At 44.8% G+C, this 16,752-nt stretch carries 15 protein-coding genes; 8 read left to right on the top strand and 7 right to left on the bottom strand.

Features of this window, described 5'->3' with window-relative positions; genetic code table 11:
• Window positions 1-72 precede the first annotated feature (72 nt).
• The 4 genes from CHA6605_RS03795 to CHA6605_RS03780 all read right to left on the bottom strand — a co-directional run bounded on the left by CHA6605_RS03795 (window position 73) and on the right by CHA6605_RS03780 (window position 3,987).
• Window positions 73-1,248, bottom strand: a complete 1,176-nt coding sequence (locus CHA6605_RS03795; protein WP_015158226.1) for an SDR family NAD(P)-dependent oxidoreductase — start codon at window positions 1,246-1,248, stop codon at window positions 73-75.
• Between the two features lie 208 nt (window positions 1,249-1,456).
• Window positions 1,457-1,756 carry a YkvA family protein gene (locus CHA6605_RS03790; protein ID WP_015158225.1) on the bottom strand — a complete coding sequence of 100 codons (300 nt, stop codon included), beginning with the start codon at window positions 1,754-1,756 and terminating at the stop codon, window positions 1,457-1,459.
• Window positions 1,757-2,105: 349 nt separating this feature from the next.
• Window positions 2,106-3,029, bottom strand: coding sequence for an N-acetylmuramic acid 6-phosphate etherase (murQ, locus tag CHA6605_RS03785; RefSeq protein ID WP_198288423.1), 924 nt, complete (start codon window positions 3,027-3,029; stop codon window positions 2,106-2,108).
• 310 nt (window positions 3,030-3,339) lie between these two features.
• Window positions 3,340-3,987, bottom strand: coding sequence for a pentapeptide repeat-containing protein (locus CHA6605_RS03780; protein WP_015158223.1), 648 nt, complete (start codon window positions 3,985-3,987; stop codon window positions 3,340-3,342).
• Window positions 3,988-4,581: 594 nt separating this feature from the next.
• On the opposite strand from CHA6605_RS03780, the gene CHA6605_RS03775 reads away from it, so the two are divergent.
• Window positions 4,582-7,608, top strand: a complete 3,027-nt coding sequence (locus tag CHA6605_RS03775) for a plasmid replication protein, CyRepA1 family (RefSeq protein ID WP_015158222.1) — start codon at window positions 4,582-4,584, stop codon at window positions 7,606-7,608.
• A gap of 63 nt (window positions 7,609-7,671) precedes the next feature.
• On the opposite strand, the gene ctpB is transcribed toward CHA6605_RS03775, so the two are convergent.
• The 3 genes from ctpB to CHA6605_RS03760 all read right to left on the bottom strand — a co-directional run bounded on the left by ctpB (window position 7,672) and on the right by CHA6605_RS03760 (window position 10,765).
• On the bottom strand, window positions 7,672-8,997 hold the full coding sequence (gene ctpB, locus CHA6605_RS03770; RefSeq protein WP_015158221.1) for a carboxyl-terminal processing protease CtpB: 1,326 nt from the start codon (window positions 8,995-8,997) through the stop codon (window positions 7,672-7,674).
• A 292-nt stretch (window positions 8,998-9,289) separates the two neighbouring features.
• Complete coding sequence (locus CHA6605_RS03765) at window positions 9,290-10,069, bottom strand: PD-(D/E)XK nuclease family protein (RefSeq protein ID WP_015158220.1); 780 nt, start codon at window positions 10,067-10,069, stop codon at window positions 9,290-9,292.
• A gap of 105 nt (window positions 10,070-10,174) precedes the next feature.
• Entirely contained in the window at window positions 10,175-10,765 is a 591-nt protein-coding gene (locus CHA6605_RS03760) for a PAP/fibrillin family protein (protein ID WP_015158219.1), read from the bottom strand.
• A 119-nt stretch (window positions 10,766-10,884) separates the two neighbouring features.
• Between CHA6605_RS03760 and CHA6605_RS03755 the strand changes: the two genes are divergently transcribed.
• From CHA6605_RS03755 to CHA6605_RS33580, 7 genes are all read left to right on the top strand, one after another.
• Window positions 10,885-11,163 (top strand): DUF3134 domain-containing protein, encoded by a 279-nt coding sequence (locus CHA6605_RS03755; protein ID WP_015158218.1) that lies wholly within the window; start codon window positions 10,885-10,887, stop codon window positions 11,161-11,163.
• A 91-nt stretch (window positions 11,164-11,254) separates the two neighbouring features.
• Window positions 11,255-11,380: a hypothetical protein gene (locus CHA6605_RS36050; RefSeq protein WP_269744561.1), complete on the top strand. Its 126-nt coding sequence runs from the start codon at window positions 11,255-11,257 to the stop codon at window positions 11,378-11,380.
• A gap of 360 nt (window positions 11,381-11,740) precedes the next feature.
• Window positions 11,741-12,838 carry a phospho-N-acetylmuramoyl-pentapeptide-transferase gene (gene mraY, locus CHA6605_RS03750; protein ID WP_015158217.1) on the top strand — a complete coding sequence of 366 codons (1,098 nt, stop codon included), beginning with the start codon at window positions 11,741-11,743 and terminating at the stop codon, window positions 12,836-12,838.
• Between the two features lie 523 nt (window positions 12,839-13,361).
• Window positions 13,362-14,717 (top strand): HEAT repeat domain-containing protein, encoded by a 1,356-nt coding sequence (locus tag CHA6605_RS03745; protein ID WP_015158215.1) that lies wholly within the window; start codon window positions 13,362-13,364, stop codon window positions 14,715-14,717.
• A 55-nt stretch (window positions 14,718-14,772) separates the two neighbouring features.
• A complete protein-coding gene (locus CHA6605_RS31220; RefSeq protein ID WP_232432180.1) occupies window positions 14,773-15,480 on the top strand; it encodes a L,D-transpeptidase family protein in 708 nt (235 codons plus the stop codon).
• A gap of 359 nt (window positions 15,481-15,839) precedes the next feature.
• Window positions 15,840-16,199: a cupin domain-containing protein gene (locus CHA6605_RS03735; RefSeq protein WP_015158213.1), complete on the top strand. Its 360-nt coding sequence runs from the start codon at window positions 15,840-15,842 to the stop codon at window positions 16,197-16,199.
• A gap of 300 nt (window positions 16,200-16,499) precedes the next feature.
• Window positions 16,500-16,733 carry a hypothetical protein gene (locus CHA6605_RS33580; protein ID WP_157259768.1) on the top strand — a complete coding sequence of 78 codons (234 nt, stop codon included), beginning with the start codon at window positions 16,500-16,502 and terminating at the stop codon, window positions 16,731-16,733.
• Window positions 16,734-16,752 lie beyond the last annotated feature (19 nt).

Raw genomic sequence — 16,752 nt, 5'->3', positions numbered from 1 at the left:
TGTTTTAATATTATGGATGGGTTTCGGATATTACTAGCATAAACCCGCCCCTACAGATTTAAAATAATGCGGTTACCAATCGACAATTTTATAATCTTTGAACAATCTTCCAAATTGATTGTTACCTGTATTTAATCCCGTCCAAATTGGATCGCAAATTCGGGCGGCGGCATCGATAATTGTAAATGGTGGTTCGGTACCTCGATCGAGCATTTCAGTCGCGATCGGGTGTGGATGTTGAAAGCTAATCCAACCTGGATCGACAGCATTCATAAAGATGCGATGTTTGGCGTATTCTTTGGCGCAGGTGCGAGTCATTTGATTGAGTGCGGCTTTTGCCATATTTGTATGCGGATGCCGCCAGGGTTTATCTACACCGTTAAATCTGCCTTCTTGGGAAGAGACGTTGATGATATATTTATCGATATTTTGGTGTCTAGTCATCATTCCTTTCAACCGACTATTAATGACGAAGGGTGCGATTGCATTAACCACATGAACCTCTAATAATTCGACGATACTTATTTCATCATCTCTGAGCAACCAACTATTAATCGATCGCAAGTCTATTTGGTTACCATCTCGATCGTATTTATCGATCGGAAATAATGCCGGATCTACCTCATCTTCGGGTAACATGGGAATTTGAGATAAGCTAGCAACTAGATCGCCTGGTGCGATCGAGACTAAATTAGGAGTGGGATTGAGAGCGTTAGTTTGAGATCGATCGAGACTAGCTTCGGGACTTATAATTAAGGGCTGCAATCGATCGGATAATTGAGCGATAGGCTGCGATTCTAGCTCGATTAAATGGCGATAATATGCGGGAGGACGGCGAATGGTTTGAGCGGCATTGTTGACGATAATATCTAGCTGTGGATAAACGCCAGCGAGATAATGTGTAAAGGCTTCCACCCTTGCTAAATCTCGCAAATCGAGAGGATAGATCTGTAGCCTGTTGCGCCACTTTTCAAAATCGCTTTCCTGACTGTATTTCTGAGCTGCATGATGGGGAAATCTCGTCGTAGTAATGACTCTCGCACCCGATCGTAATAATCGCAAACAGACTCCATATCCGATATTAACTCTCGCTCCAGTAACTACGGCAATTTTGCCACTGAGATCGGCGATCGCTTGTTGTTTGTCATAGTTAAAGTCTCCGCAGGATTCACATAATTGATGATAATACCAGTGCCGATCGTTAAATATCTGTTTGCAAACAACGCAACGCGGGGATTTATTACTCATTAATACTTAAAGATATGCGGCTTTGCTTAATTTCTACAGCATCAAGGATATGTAGTTGAATTTTAAATAAATAGTATTAACGATCGAGCCAAAATAGCCATTAGAGGCTTTCTCAGTAGAAAACTTCTAATGGCTAAAGTCGATTCAGCAAAAGTCGGGTTTCTCAATTATGATAATTAGATACAGCTAGTTATCAGCGATCGATTAACTACTCAACTTGCACGGCTTTAATATCAACTGGAGCATCTTCAACAGGCATGGTTGTGGCTTTCTCGGCTCTAGTATTGTGGGCTTGTAATTTTTCTTTGGCGATTTGAGAAACTTCGGCAATCAATAAAGAGATAATAATCCCATCATCCAGCCAACCAACTATCGGGAAAACATCGGGAGAAATATCGATCGGGCTGACGATATAAAGTAAAGAGCCAGCTACTACCCACCAGCGATATTTGGGATTCCGTAGCAAATCGCGGTACCAGTTGTAAATTGATTGGATGGAAAAGTTCATATCAATCTCCTTGAGCAATTTCTGAGCTATCTACATCATCTCAAATTTGCCGAGATTTGATAGGTGTGGAAAACTGATAATTTTGTCGTGTCGTCCGCACTCGATTAGAGGGTAGAGGGCATAACGCTTGGGGATCTGGCTCAAGTCGATGTAACAGGGAGCATCCAACTTTTTAAAATCCATATAGATACAATAGTCTCGATCGCCGCAGTCCCTTGGGTGTGGCTTCTGACGATCCTATTATGTAAGAACATCATAGAAAGTGGGATGCTCCCATGTAACAGCCGATTTATGGCATCATAAGCTGTACCAGTTTCTGTTGATACTTCGCCAACAACAATGGGCGATTTTAGCTGTCTTTGGTGCTTTCGACAGCAGAGCGCAATTGGCCGTGGTTTTGGGAGAGAATTGCTTCAGCTTTGGATCGATCGACTTGCGTCCAGTGCATCAGTAGCGCGGCTTTTACCGAACGACCGCTAGCTTCTAATAACTTGCGAGCGTTCTCCCGGTCTAATTGCGTTAGATCTTGAATCATCTGTAACGCCCGATCGAGTAACTTGGTGTTAGTCACCGCGACATCGACCATCCGATTGCCGTAGACTTTGCCCAATTTGACCATCGTACCAGTCGAGAGAATATTCAAAGCCATCTTCGTCACAGTGCCCGATTTGAGGCGTGTAGAACCCGATAAAATTTCGGGACCTACAGGTAATCGAATATCGATATCGGCAATGCTAGCGACCTGATTTGCGGGCACACAGGCGATAAATATTGTCTTGGCACCGCGTTGTTTGGCAGCTTCGATCGCGCCATGGACATAGGGTGTCGTGCCGCCTGCGGTAATACCTACAACCACGTCATGCTGGCCGATCTGATTATCTGCCATTGCCTGGGCACCATCGCTGGCGATATCTTCCAAACCTTCCGAACTTTTAATTAATGCGCCCGCCCCGCCAGCGAGAATACCCTGGACTAATTCTGGCGGGGTGCAAAAAGTGGGGGGACACTCCGCCGCATCGAGGACGCCCAATCGGCCACTCGTCCCCGCACCGATATAAAATAACCTGCCACCTTGGCGGAGCGAATCGGCAATCGTATCGATCGCGCTGGCTAATTCTACCCTCGCACCCGCGATCGCATTTAAAGTATTCACATCTTCCTGGTTGAATAAATCTACCAGCTCTAACGTGCTGAGTCGATCTAGATTGGCACTATTGACATTTACTTGCTCTGTCAATAAGTGTCCGCGTGTATTCATATTCTCGATCGTCATAGTTTCAATAATAATGGGCTGGCTGCATTCGCTGGTCGTGACTTACTTTACCTGAATCTCGATCCAATTCAAACTGGCTCAAATGGCTCATTATCTCGATCGAGTTCCAGCACTATCGACCCAAACCGATCGACGGTACATCCAGATCGATCCCGATCGATAGAAACTATTTTCCACAGCTCGCATCCTAACGATCTGTCGATCGCTATGCCGATTGGGTTAAGTAAGAACAGATTTTATAGCATTGATTATCTATTTTCAATAATCAAGATCTCGTTCGTACCGTCCGATCGAATAAATTTAAAATTATTTAATAAGAATTCAGAAGCTTAATAATTGCACCCTTTTTTTTAAGTTGTTCTAAAACATCGTTACTCAGACCCTCAACATCAATTAAATTCGCAAAATCAACTTGAGTGTCAGATAAATTTGCAAAGCTCATATTTGCTTCGCTCAGATTAGAATAACGAAGGTCGCTTAATGTCAGATCTGCTTCAATAAGATTGGCTCGATTGAGATCTGCTCCATTTAAGTTGGCGCGAACTAAATAGGCTTTACATAAGTTAACTTTATATAGATTTGCTCCATACAAATTAGCTTGACTTAAATCTGCTCCACTTAGATTGGCTTCACTTAGATTAGCTTTACTTAGATTAATATCTCTGAGATTGAGTCCACTTAAAATTGTACTTTTAAAATTGACGCCATACAAATAGGCTCCGCTTAAATTGGCTTCACTAAGGTCGGCATTGCTAAAATTTGCTTTGTATAAATACGAACTACTCAAATCTATATTGTTAAGCTTAGAGCCACTAAAATTAGCTTCTATCAAATTAATTCCACTAAGATTAGCATTACTGAGATCTACGCCGCTTAGATCGATTCCATTTAGATTTAAACGCGAAGCAAATCCTTGCGCGATGCTGGCAATTAGTTCGTCTTTATTAGTGTGGTTCAAAATAAATCCCCAGATGAGATGAGATCGAAATTATTTATGGTAATCTTGATGGTAGTCAATATTTATATCAGCATCTAGATTACTAAAATAGCAATTATTTTTGGAGTGAGCGGCTCGTTTATGACATTATATTACATGAGACGATCCCTCGCACTAACGTTCGGGCTGTAGCTTTTGGAGTTGCTAACATCCGCTGCCTGACAAGACTTTTTAATTCTTAGATAGATTAACTTTTTCAGTCTAAAAGCATTAGAACGCTAATTTTATCTATCCAAAGAGATATTTTTAGCTAAATCGCGTACTAAAAATATCTATCGATCGATAGAGAGAAGTACAAATGTTCGATCGAGTCTACTGGCTGACTCGATCGATTTGTGGTGGAGTCACAGTCAGCCAATCGGCGTATTTACTTTTGATGTCATTGATTCATCACAGAATAGATGAACTATTAGTGTGGATATATTACGCTATCGCTAGTGCTTGAAAATAGTCAATATCCCTACATGCGATCGTTTGGATTTATTTCTAAAAATCTCGGTTTTTTGGAAAAATTTCGATTAGAATATGAATCCCTCCTCGCACTTGTAGATCGCCATGATCCAAACCAATTTAGATCGTGCCCATCACACGGAACTAGTTATAGCTAGTAATATCGATCGCGAATTAGTCAACCTAAACTTTAGATCTTTACGGGGGAATTCTACTTACGATCGATTATTTATTTCATCCCAAATTCCGCGTAATAATAGCGGACAAGTTATTCCCAGTTGGATGAAAAGATACAACCACTGTGCGAAGGGTGGTTGGTGGTGTAATGGACTAGATCCATTGAATGATTGGCAGCCGATGGAATGGGGGACTTTCAAGCCCAATTTACCTGCCAAAAATAGCGACGGCAAAGTTATTAAATACGAACATCCGCCCAGTGTATCGACGCGATTATTTTGTTTGCGCGTAACGAAAGAAATTTGGACGCAGACTGCTAATTTGTTTAAAGTTAAATTACCTGCCAAAATTGAAGTAGATTCGCTCGGTGAGGCGATTGGATTTTGGCAGTGGATTCTCGATCGACAGATCCCGATCGTTATCTGCGAGGGGGTCAAAAAAGCCGCTACTCTATTAACTTATGGCTATCCAGCGATCGCGTTACCAGGGATTAATAGCGGCTATCGAGTCGTGCGCGATTTCCAGGGTAATACTATTGCGAGAAAGCTGATTCCCGAACTAGCTATTTTTGCCAACCGCAAGCAAGAATTATCTATCTGTTTCGATTATGAAATTATCCCCCGTAAAGCCAAATTATTAGATACGGCGATCGTTCATTTAGGCGAGCTTTTACAGCAGTCTGGCTGTAATGTTAAAGTTGTCAGATTACCGGGAATTGAAAAAGGTGTTGATGACTTTATCGTCGCGCAGGGAATCGATGCTTTTCGAGCTATTTATCAACAAGCATTAGAATTAGAAGTAGATCTCGCCCAGTCGAAACGACATAGTGAATTAAGTTATCCGCCAAATCTGGCACTAGAAAGTAGATATTTACATGGTCTTGAGTTTCCAAGCATTGGTATTGTCGGAATTAAATCTGCCAAAGGTACTGGCAAAACTACGGCATTAATTCCAGTCGTTGCTGCTGCTCAAGCAAACAATCGTCCAGTATTATTATTGACACATCGAATTCAATTAGGACGATTTTTATGTCAGCGAATTGGTGTGAATTGGATTAACGAACAGTTACCCAAACAACAATCGGATAGTCTCGGCTTATGTCTGGATTCGATGTGGAAACTCAATCCTAACGACTGGGAAGGGGGGGTAATTATCTTAGATGAAGTCGAGCAATCGCTATGGCATTTACTCCATAGCTCGACTTGTAAAAAGAAGCGACTGGCGATTTTAAAAACCTTTCAACACCTAATTGCTAGAGTCATCGAGACAAATGGACTCGTCATCGCTCAAGATGCTGACTTATCCGATATCTCGATCGATTATCTCAAGAAATTGGCAGATCGCGAGATCGAGCCGTGGATAGCCATCAATCAATGGCGCGCCGAGCGAGGCTGGGATGTTCATTTCTACGATAGTCCCAATCCTACCGCGCTCATCCACCAGCTAGAATTAGATCTGCGCGCTGGGCATAAATGCTATGTTACCACCGACAGTCGATCTGGTCGTTATGGCTCCGATACAATCGATCGTTATATCCAACAAGCTCTCAAACAACTCGAAGATAGTTATACCAAAACGCTGGTAGTTTGCAGTCATACGACTAATACTACCGGACATCCTGCCGTCGATTTTGTGTCGTCGATTAATACTCAGGCTCCCGAATACGATGCGGTATTTGTGACGCCAACTTTAGGTACTGGCGTCAGTATCGATGTCAAACATTTCGATCGAGTATATGGTATTTTTCAAGGTGTCATTCCCGATACCGAAGTTCGACAAGCATTAGCCAGAGTAAGAGCCAATGTACCGCGCTATATTTGGTGTGCCAAACGTGGCATGGGTACGATCGGTAGTGGTAGTAATAATTATCGATCTCTAGCATATTGGTATCAGGAAAACTATAAAGAAAATTACGCACTGATGTGTCCATTAACGCGGATCGATGTCGATTTACCCTTTGTTTTCGATCCGATCCATCTCCGGACTTGGGCAAAATTTGCCGCACGAATTAATGCTTCGATTACTTTATATCGTGATGCCGTCAAAGCTGGTTTACTCAGCGAAGGACATCAAGTACATGTAATTAGTGAAGATCGCGATCGTGAAAGCTTGCAAGAGCTACGTACTGCCTTAATTCAGGCAACTAAAACCGACCCTCAAAAGTCAATGGAAATCATGCGTCAAATTGCCGACGTCCACAAAGAAAAATCGCAACGCGATCGCGAATATAATCTGATCGGTACGCAAACTAAAAAGATTCAGCAACAAGTCAAGAATCAAGCCGCGCAAGCAGTTGCCGCCGCCCCAGATCTCGGACATCGCGATTTTCAATATCTATCCAACAAACGCTTTCTCACCGACTTAGAACGCGCGCAAGTCGAGAAATATAGCCTTCAGCAGCGATATGGAGTAGCAATTACACCCGAACTCAAACTCAAAGATGATAAAGGTTATTACGGCCAACTATTAACTCATTTTTACTTGCTCAATCACCAACAATATCTGCCCCAATCTATTTATCTAGTTTGGGATCGAGATCTAGATAAACCAGAAAAAGTTTTCTTGCCCGATGCCAATCATCATATTCTCAAAATTCAGGGATTATTAGCATTAGGCATAATTAACTTTTTAGATCCAGAGAGACAATTACAAATTACCGATCCAGATCTAATCTCCCTCAAACGAATTAGTTATTTATGCAGCCAACATATCAAACGCGCGATTGGCATCGACATGCCCAACTATAGTAATGGTGAAGTCAGTCCGATTGCCGTGCTCAATCGGTTATTAAACTTATTAGGATTGAAAGTTCAACCAATTGCATCTGGCTTGAAAAAGCAAGACAAATCTACTAATATCTATCAACTCGATCGAGCGTTATTAAATGATGGTCGTGACGAGATTTTTAAAGTGTGGCAAAAACAACAAAGTCGAGAACTCTTGCGTTCTGCTTGATAAAAAACATCCCCGACTTCTGTAAAAAGTCGGGGATATGGCTTAACTCGTAATTGTTAAAATCTAACGATTGCTGCTCATTGCGGGCACCTTAACAGAATTCGGATTAGCTAAGTTGGGATTGTTTTGCAGTACCGCAACTGCTTTTTGATACTGCGGATCTTGGGCACTTCCCAGCAAGTTTGGCGACTCAGAGAGGTTCTTCTGCTCCATAAAGTTGAGATCTACCTTCACATCTGGAGTGACACCTTTCTGACCGATATCGGTGCCATTGGGAGTATAGTAATGAGCGACAGTTACCGCTATTCCCGAACCATCAGAGAGCGAGTGTACCGATTGCACTAAAGCTTTGCCAAAAGTTTGCGCGCCGACGATTTGTGCGCGACGGTTGTCTTTAAGCGCGCCTGCAAGAATCTCACTCGCACTAGCTGAATTGCCATCTACCAACACCGCCATCGGGAGTTGAGTTAAAGCACCTTGAACTGCGCGAAAATTTTCATTAGTACCTTTACGATCGACAGTTTTGACGATCGTGCCATTATCCAGCCACATCCGGGCGATTTCGACACTTGCTTGCAGCAATCCGCCGGGATTTCCCCGCATATCTAACACGTAAGCATTGACTTGTTTGCGATTGAGATTTTTAATCGCTTTTTGCATTTGCTCGGAAGAGTGAGAGCTGAATTCAGACAGCCGGATATAACCGACTTTCAATTTTCCTTCCTGTTTGACTTCCGAAAATACCGACGCAACTTCGATTTGAGCGCGAGTCAGCGGCACATCAAACGGACTGCTACTCCCACGCGCGATTTTCAGCGTAATCGACTTGCCAATTTCACCGCGAATCAGACTAATCGCGTTTTCGAGAGTCATATTTTTGGTAGACTTACCATCGATCGCCACGATCGCGTCGCCAGCTTTAATTCCAGCTTTAGCTGCGGGTGAATTTTCGATTGCTTCGGTAACTACTAATTGCTTGGTACGCGGGTTAGCCTCCAACTTGATTCCAACACCAGACATTTCGCCACTAGTTTGATTGTTGAGCGATTGGAACTGCTGCGGATCCATGAATCGAGTATAAGGATCGCCTAACTTCTTGAGCGTAGTGCGAATGGCAACGTATGCTTCTTGACGATTGCGATAGTTGCGTTTGAGCAGATCCTTTCTGGTTTGTTGCCAGTCCACACGATTGAAAGTCCCGTCTACATACTCCCGATTAATTAACTGCCAAGCTTCATCGACGATCGCTTTCGGGCTATCTTTAAATGCCGCAACAGAAGAAGTGGCAGCAAGTGGTAACAATGTGGCAAGCATAGCTCCAGTAAACATCGCTCCACGCAGAACTAGTTTAGGGTGCCAAACAAATCGGAATGTGGATGGTTGGGTCATAGAGACAATTATGGCATTCTTGGGAGGTTATGAAGATCGGAGCATCGCTATTTGGACGCGATCGCCTTGGAGCACGAATCTATCAATGCTAATTTAACTCAATCTCGATTGTTTTGCTGCATAGATAGTGTTTTTGACAGCAATTATGTAAGTAAAATTAATAAATCTTAATCTATGTGATAGGCTTTAGGTGTTAGGGATTAGGAATTAGGCATTAGCAGCGAAAGGATTACACCACTTAGCAGCCAACTCATCCTGCAAATCCCCAAATCCTGCAAATCCCGATCGATCTTTAAATAGGGATAACTGGAATCAGATCGATCTGGCTGCTAGTAAGCCTATCTCGTAATGGCTCATCTAAGTTTTGGCGATCGCACCGCACGGCAAAGCTACAACGCTGGCATATCCCTGTTGACACCGCTACTTGCGGAAAAAGTTCCTGACGAGTGCGATTGGCATCGAGCCAAGTTGTCAATTTTTCCAGCAAAGCAAGCAAATCAATCTGAGTTTGACGGTGTTGCTTGAGCGTGTAATTAATACTTACTGACTTTGGCTGCGGCGTAGATTGAATGAACCAGTAAGTAAACGCAATCTGCTTGGGTAAATAATCGCTAGTTTCGGCAAGAAGATACAAATACAGTCGCGTTTGCCACTCCAGATCGATATCTTTTTTGTATTTAGGCAGAGGATAAGTTTTCCAGTCGATAATATCTGCCCGATCGGATTGTAAAATCAACAGATCGTAGATCGCCGTAAATAAATAATTACCGATTTCTAATGTCCGCACATGCTCGCTCTGTCTCCAGATGTTGGTGTCTGTTTCAAACAGTTCTGGAGCGATCCGCAGCATCGCTTGCATCCAGGTATTAAGTTCTGGCGATCGCGCTAAAATTGGCTCGATCGGCAATCCCAGTTCGCGTTGGTGCATCAATAAGTGAAAATCACTACCCAACTGAGTTTTAGATTGTTGCACCGCAGCCATCGGTAACGTCAATCGATCGCAAAACGTATACTCAAATTGACGCGGACAAGTTTCAAGAATTTTTAGGTGTCGTTGGGATATTCTCAGCATGAACTAGGCTTTAGGCTTTAGGCTTTAGGTTTTAGGCTTTAGCAGGTAGGAAATAGCACCGATAACCTAATCCTGAAAACCTTTAAAATCCTTAAATCTTGGTAATTATTTAGTCAGAACAAACACGCTCCCTTCATTACCTCGACTGATGCGCAGAGTTTCATCGAGATAGGTAACCTCCAGCCATGCAGGTGCTTTGTCTTCTGGACGATTAATCGGCAGATCGATCGCGGTAAACTTGCGACCGTTTTCGATCGAGTCGATTAAAGTATCGGGATTAGAATAGTCGATAAATCGTTGCAAACCAATTACCGATCGATTGAATCGGACATTTACCCGACACTCATTCACTGGCGTAAATTTGGCAACGATCGCGACTAAACCATCTAAACCAGGTAACAAACTAGTAACTTCAGCAATATTATAAACCGCGCTGGTAGTCGGACGAATGCACTGATAAATATCGCCCAGTTTAACTAAGGGAAATTTATCGATGCTTAACAAACTCTGACTGCTAGTGTACAACAATCGCCAATTACCAGCCAAAAAATCGATCGCCGTCGTCAACGGACGTGGATTGGGATTGCGCAACTCTAGCTCGGTAATTGCCGCCAAGATTGCCTGTCGATCGGTAGGCGTTGCTGAGATACCGCGATTTTTCCCCGCGATGGTGGCGAGTAACTTCGATTTGAGCATATCAATTCGCTATCTAAATCTATAGATGTATAGAGAAATCAGATCGCGATGTTCGAGCGAAATATCCTCCATCCCCTAAAATGATAAACTATGAGAACTCAAAGCCAATTAATTTTACTATGCCCGATTCTCTAGACCTCGATATTCTGGATACCTTTGTCAATCCAGCCCTCAAACAACAACCACGCTACGAACCCGCACCAGTAATTGCCGTTCAGCGAAATACTTCGATTCTAGAATGGCTCGAGGGTCAAGGTCGGTTAATCGACAGAGACGAACGCGATCCTGCTATTTCGGCATTAGATCAACCCAACACAGACGAAGAATTATTTGAAGACGATCGCAGCTATCAAGAAGAAGATGATGTCGATGAAGTCGATGATGTCGATGAAATCTAATGGCTCGAAGGTCAAGGTCGGTCGATCGACACAATCGAACGCGCTCCGGCTATTTCGGCATTAGATCGACCCAACACAGACGAAGAATTATTTGAAGACGATCGCAGCGATCGAGAAGAAGATGAAGTCGATGATGTCGATGAAATCTAATGGCTCGAAGGTCAAGGTCGGTCGATCGACAGAGACGAACGCGATCCTGATATTTCGGCACTACTAGATCGACCCAACACAGACGCAGACTTATTTGAAGACGCTCGCAGCGATCGAGAAGAAGATGATGTCGATGAAGTCGATGATGTCGATGAAATCTAATGGCTCGAAGGTCAAGGTCGGTCGATCGACACAATCGAACGCGATCCTGATATTTCGGCACTACTAGATCGACCCAACACAGACGCAGACTTATTTGAAGACGCTCGCCGCGATCGAGAAAATGATGATGTCGATGAAGTCTAACTAAATTTTTTAGTCGCTCGTGGCGATTACCTTTGGTACGGCAAAGCTGACCGATTTGCGATCGCTGGGGATTAATTTATGCAAGGATTATAGCGATCGCAATTATCTGGGAGAAATATAGATGGAGGATAGATCGGTATCGGCACGCGGTTTCAATCCTACAGGAACTGTATTGCTAATTTTACTAGGGCTGTTCCTAACAGGAGCGGTACTGTGGGTAGACTGGCAAAATGGGAAGAGTCTAATGTCATCCTTACTCTTGCCATTTGCCGTCTCTACTGGGTTAGTGACAGCGATCGGTTATCAAGCCATTCCGCTGCTCAAACAGCTAAAAATGGGTCAATTCATTCGCGAAGATGGTCCGCAAGCACACCTCAAAAAAGCGGGAACGCCCACCATGGGTGGTGTCTTTGTCGTGCCGATCGGGACGCTTTTAGGCGTAATTTGGTCGCAATTCAATCCCGATGCGATCGCCGTCGCCATCACCAGCTTGGGCTACTTTGCCATCGGTGGCGTCGATGACTGGAAGAGTTTGAGCAACCGTAAAAATGAAGGCTTGACCCCCAAAGGTAAACTATTACTCCAAGCCGCAATCGCGATCGCCTTTTGCGGCTGGGCTTTCTACAGTAGAGGCAACGCTATTACCAACGTGCATTTACCCTTTCATGTAGTTGTACCGCTAGGATTGCTATTCTGGGGGTTAGCCGTATTCGCGCTCCTGGCCGAAAGTAACGCCACCAACCTTACCGATGGTGTAGACGGCTTGGCTGGTGGTACTGGCGCGATCGCCCTTGCAGGTTTAGCCGCAGTTATCCTTCCCAAAGAACCCAGCCTCGCGATCCTGTGTATTTGCCTCAGCGGTAGTTACCTCGGCTTTGTCGTACACAACCGCAACAAAGCTAAAGTCTTTATGGGCGACACGGGTTCTCTCGCACTCGGTGGCGCACTAGCTGCTGTCGGCATACTCACCGAAAATCTCTGGGTGCTATTTATTTTAAGTGGCATCTTTGCCGTTGAAGCCTTATCAGTAACCGCTCAGGTAGGCTACTACAAAGCCACCAAAGACGCCGAAGGCAAAGGCAAGCGATTATTTAAAATGGCTCCCATTCACCACCATCTCGAATTAAGCGGCTGGACAGAAACCCAAGTCGTTGGCGTCTTTTACGCGATCGAAGTCGTACTCGTAATCATCAGCCTACTAAGTCGGCAGACATTATAGATATCCCGATGAAAGCTTTTCAGATGGAATCGATCGTGTATGAGTAGGTTAGGTGCAACTATTTATTAAATAAATTATGCCTGACACCTAGATGGTGGTCAGTGCCCACCCAACTAACTTGACTTTTGAGATCCTATTGGTAGAGGGTGGGTTTTGTCCGATATTAAGCAGTAATATCGACATTAAATTGCAGAAACCCACCCCTACAGATCTAAAACTCACTGAAAGCATTAATGCATATCGCCAGAGGCGAGGCTCCGCCAACGCGTAGCGTCTCCGAAAGGAGAAGAAAATCACGCCCCACCGCAAACAGATTCTCCTAACGGAGCGACTGAAATCACGCGGAGGTTCCCGACCCATGTGTTTCAGTCAAGACAGACGCTAGGCGAACGACCCCCATGCAGCGACTCGCGCTCTGGAGGTTTCCTTCAGATATAGCGGGTCAAGACAACCCTCAGATCCGGGTTCTCCTAGCACCAGTAAACCCAAAACAGCAACCCTCTTCACCTCTCAATCATTGCCAATGTCATCCATCGATCTCGATCGAGCTATTCTGGCAGCAAGCGGAGCCAATAACCAGAGGTGGTCGATTGTCATAGACTGTCTCCAAGGCTTATCAGTCGATCGACTCCACGCCAACCAAACTGCCCTAGATCTAGCCCTGCAAGTATTGAGCCAGGGAGACTTCGAGCAACAATGGGAAATTGCCAAACTCATCCCCAAACTCGGCGAAATTGCCATTCAACCCCTGCTAGACAGCATTAACGATCCAGACATCGATCTCGAAGACCGCTGGTTTGCCGCCCGAATTCTAGGCGCATTTCCACGAGCCGAAGTCGTCACCGCACTCGTTGCCATCATCCAAGCAGATGAAGACCCCGAACTCAGCGCGATCGCCACTGCTGCATTAGCCAAAATCGGCACCCCCGCGATCGCCGCCGTCACCGAGCTAATATTGCAATCTAGAACCGATGAGTCGATCGCCAATCGACGGCTAGCAGCCACTATTTTGGCTCAAATTCGTCACTCGCAAACGATCGAGCCATTATTGCAAATAATCGACGATCCCGATCCCCAAATCCGCACCATCGTCGTCGAAGCACTGAGCAGCTTCCACGATCTGCGGATTCCCTCGCTCCTGCTCGCCAAACTTACCGATCCGATCGCCAGTGTCCGCAAAGCCGCCGTAGTCGCCTTATCTTGTCGCGAAGACGTAGCGTCGCCATTGGATCTGCTGTACCATTTACGACCGTTATTATTCGATCTCGATTTAACTGTCTGTCAAGCTACCGCCTTGGGTTTAGCCAGACTCACAGCTCCAGAAGCAGTCACCGTTCTGGCTGAAGTACTCTCATCAAGCCGCACTCCCGATGACTTAAAACGAGCGACAATTTTATCGCTCGGCTGGATTGGCACTCGCACAGCGATCGACAGTCTCATCGCCGCACTATATACTACAACCCTCGATCTGCTTCCCGAAATTATTACAGCGATCGGCAAAACAGAGCCAGAGCAGATTTATGCCAGCGATCGACTCGTCACATATTTGAATGGCAACGATCTTACGCCGATCGTCAAACAAGAGATTGCTGCCGCATTAGGGAACCTGGGCAATAAAAATACCGTCCCAGACTTAGTTAAACTCTTAGGCGATCCAGACGATCGCGTCAAGTTACATACTATTACAGCCATTTCTAAATTATCGCCGAGCGTACCGCACGAAATAACACAGTTAATCGATCGTGAAAGGGGTCGCTCTTTGGCAGATTCAGAGCTGCAAATTGGCGTGCGGATGTGTTTAGATCGCTATGCAGATCCAGATGCAATCTCCAGCAGCTCGCCACCCAACAGTGAAAGATTGGATAATTTAAGTGGGTAACCTAATTCTACTTATATTTTTATAACTCACAACTTAGAGTCACTAGAGTTTAATAATGCCTCGATTTTCAACTTCTTTACTAATTAGGACCGGACTCTTGCTAACAACCATGTTGGCAACCGTCTCCACCAAGCTTTCTGCTCAAACACCAACTCCTCAAAAATTACCTTCGGCTCCCACCACTAATGTAGTGCCAAAATCTACAGGTGGTTCTCAACAGCCGATCGCCCCATCAGGTGCAGCTAGTAATTCTACTCCAGCCAAACCAGCCACTGGGACAGATCGCCCCCCCACAGCCAAGCAACAGCCGCTCTCAACTCCTACCACGAAACCTGCCGTCGCCACTGGGAGCGATCGACCCGCCGTCGAAGACGTTGTCAGCCTCGTGCTCAAGCTCAAAGAAAAGCGGGTATATGTTTATCGCGGCGATAAAGTAATCAGGAAATACCCCGTCGCGATCGGGAAAAAAGGCTGGGAAACTCCAGTCGGTGAATGGCAGGTAATGGAGAAAATCAAGAATCCCGCGTGGACGAGCTTTAAAACTGGCGAAGTCTTCTCTCCAGGCACCAAAAATCCCCTCGGCGCGAGATGGATTGGCTTTTGGACTGACGGTAAAGATGTAATTGGTTTCCACGGTACTACCAATGTTAAATCGATCGGTACGGCTGCTTCCCACGGCTGCGTGCGGATGCGCAACCGCGATGTCAAAGCTCTCTTTCCGCTAGTCAAGGTCGGTACGACAGTTAAAGTAGTTAATGAATAAGTTCGATCGAAAAAAAGGAGTGAAAACTAGTTTTCACTCCCGAACTTTATTCTACTTAAATGGAATTCAACTACTCAACCCTTACTCTGCTCTAGATAGTATTTGGAATGCAAATGTTCCAGCGATCCCGATGAGTTATTATTTGTTAATATTCCGACCGAAGCTCCCGCTCGGAGGGATAGCTACGTCCTCACTTTTAACCCCAAGCTGACGTCATGAGATCGCCAACTAGCTGGCTCTCCAGGTTGGTATTAACCGTTGGCAACTTATAACCAAATTAAGTATTCCATTTGACAGTAATTGTGCCACAGATCGCTTATTAATCGGGTAATATGAATTCGATCTGTATGTTGTCAAAAATGGATACCGAGCGAATATTTAAAAGTGCGCGATTTTTGCAACCAAACGATCGAGAACCGATCCGATCGGTGATAACTACCTCACCTCATGCTACCGTCGTCGCCTGGTACGTGCTACCACAACAAGAAATTCCCGCACATCAACATCCAGAGGGTCAGGATACCTGGACGATTCTATCGGGGCAAGGTGAATATTATCTCGATCGCGCTGGCACGACAAAATCGATCGTCATCGGAGATGTAGTCATCGCTCCCGCAGGTGCCGTACATGGAGTTTATAACGACAGCGACGAGCCACTAATTTTTATCTCGATCGTAGCTCCATCCGATGCTGGGTACGAGCTAGTGGATAGGCTTTAGGTTTTAGGCTTTAGGGGTTAGGCTTTAGGCTTTAGGTTTTAGGCTTTAGGTTTTAGGTTTTAGGTTTTAGGCTTTAGGCTTTAGGCTTTAGGCAATTAGAGTGTGGGGGTACCCATTATTACCCATTACTCATCCACCCATCCACCCATCCACCCATCCCTCTCTGTAACAAAACTTATCTTTTTTCTAATATTCGCCTGCAAATCCTCTACGATCTTTTGCAGTCCACTATAAATTTAATTTCTACACACTTCTTCATAAACAAGCTACGGGCGGGCGAAACGTTTTAATCTAAAAGCTGTGCTAGTTTTGCTAGCAACAATTTTCATCCATAGGGAGACGAGACTAATCATCTCGATCGGCCCGATCTATTCAAATTTCGATCGAGTTAGTGAAGCGGTAAGTAAACTCGCAATTACCCTAGCGGTAGGTGCGGCGAGCGGGCAGCGGATTTTCAGCCACATTCCTGGATTGACAACCGATCCCCACACTCTACATCCTCACGTAGGCAGGTATTTGAAAGACTTTGCCTAGACTCGATTAGGTTTAACAA

Origin of the sequence: Chamaesiphon minutus PCC 6605, assembly GCF_000317145.1 — a bacterium.
GTDB classification, from domain to species: domain Bacteria; phylum Cyanobacteriota; class Cyanobacteriia; order Cyanobacteriales; family Chamaesiphonaceae; genus Chamaesiphon; species Chamaesiphon minutus.
The sequence above is the reverse complement of the archived record's forward strand: the minus strand, read 5'-3'. Positions and strand labels throughout refer to the sequence as shown.

Bases quoted from the DNA above. Each gene is read 5' to 3' on its own strand.
- CHA6605_RS03790 (WP_015158225.1), bottom strand. From the start codon at position 1,756: ATGAACTTTTCCATCCAATCAATTTACAACTGGTACCGCGATTTGCTA.
- ctpB (WP_015158221.1), bottom strand. From the start codon at position 8,997: ATGACCCAACCATCCACATTCCGATTTGTTTGGCACCCTAAACTAGTT.
- CHA6605_RS03775 (WP_015158222.1), top strand. From the start codon at position 4,582: ATGATCCAAACCAATTTAGATCGTGCCCATCACACGGAACTAGTTATA.
- CHA6605_RS03735 (WP_015158213.1), top strand. From the start codon at position 15,840: ATGGATACCGAGCGAATATTTAAAAGTGCGCGATTTTTGCAACCAAAC.
- CHA6605_RS03745 (WP_015158215.1), top strand. From the start codon at position 13,362: ATGTCATCCATCGATCTCGATCGAGCTATTCTGGCAGCAAGCGGAGCC.
- CHA6605_RS03760 (WP_015158219.1), bottom strand. From the start codon at position 10,765: ATGCTCAAATCGAAGTTACTCGCCACCATCGCGGGGAAAAATCGCGGT.
- CHA6605_RS31220 (WP_232432180.1), top strand. From the start codon at position 14,773: ATGCCTCGATTTTCAACTTCTTTACTAATTAGGACCGGACTCTTGCTA.
- CHA6605_RS03765 (WP_015158220.1), bottom strand. From the start codon at position 10,069: ATGCTGAGAATATCCCAACGACACCTAAAAATTCTTGAAACTTGTCCG.
- CHA6605_RS03755 (WP_015158218.1), top strand. From the start codon at position 10,885: ATGCCCGATTCTCTAGACCTCGATATTCTGGATACCTTTGTCAATCCA.
- CHA6605_RS03795 (WP_015158226.1), bottom strand. From the start codon at position 1,248: ATGAGTAATAAATCCCCGCGTTGCGTTGTTTGCAAACAGATATTTAAC.
- murQ (WP_198288423.1), bottom strand. From the start codon at position 3,029: ATGACGATCGAGAATATGAATACACGCGGACACTTATTGACAGAGCAA.
- mraY (WP_015158217.1), top strand. From the start codon at position 11,741: ATGGAGGATAGATCGGTATCGGCACGCGGTTTCAATCCTACAGGAACT.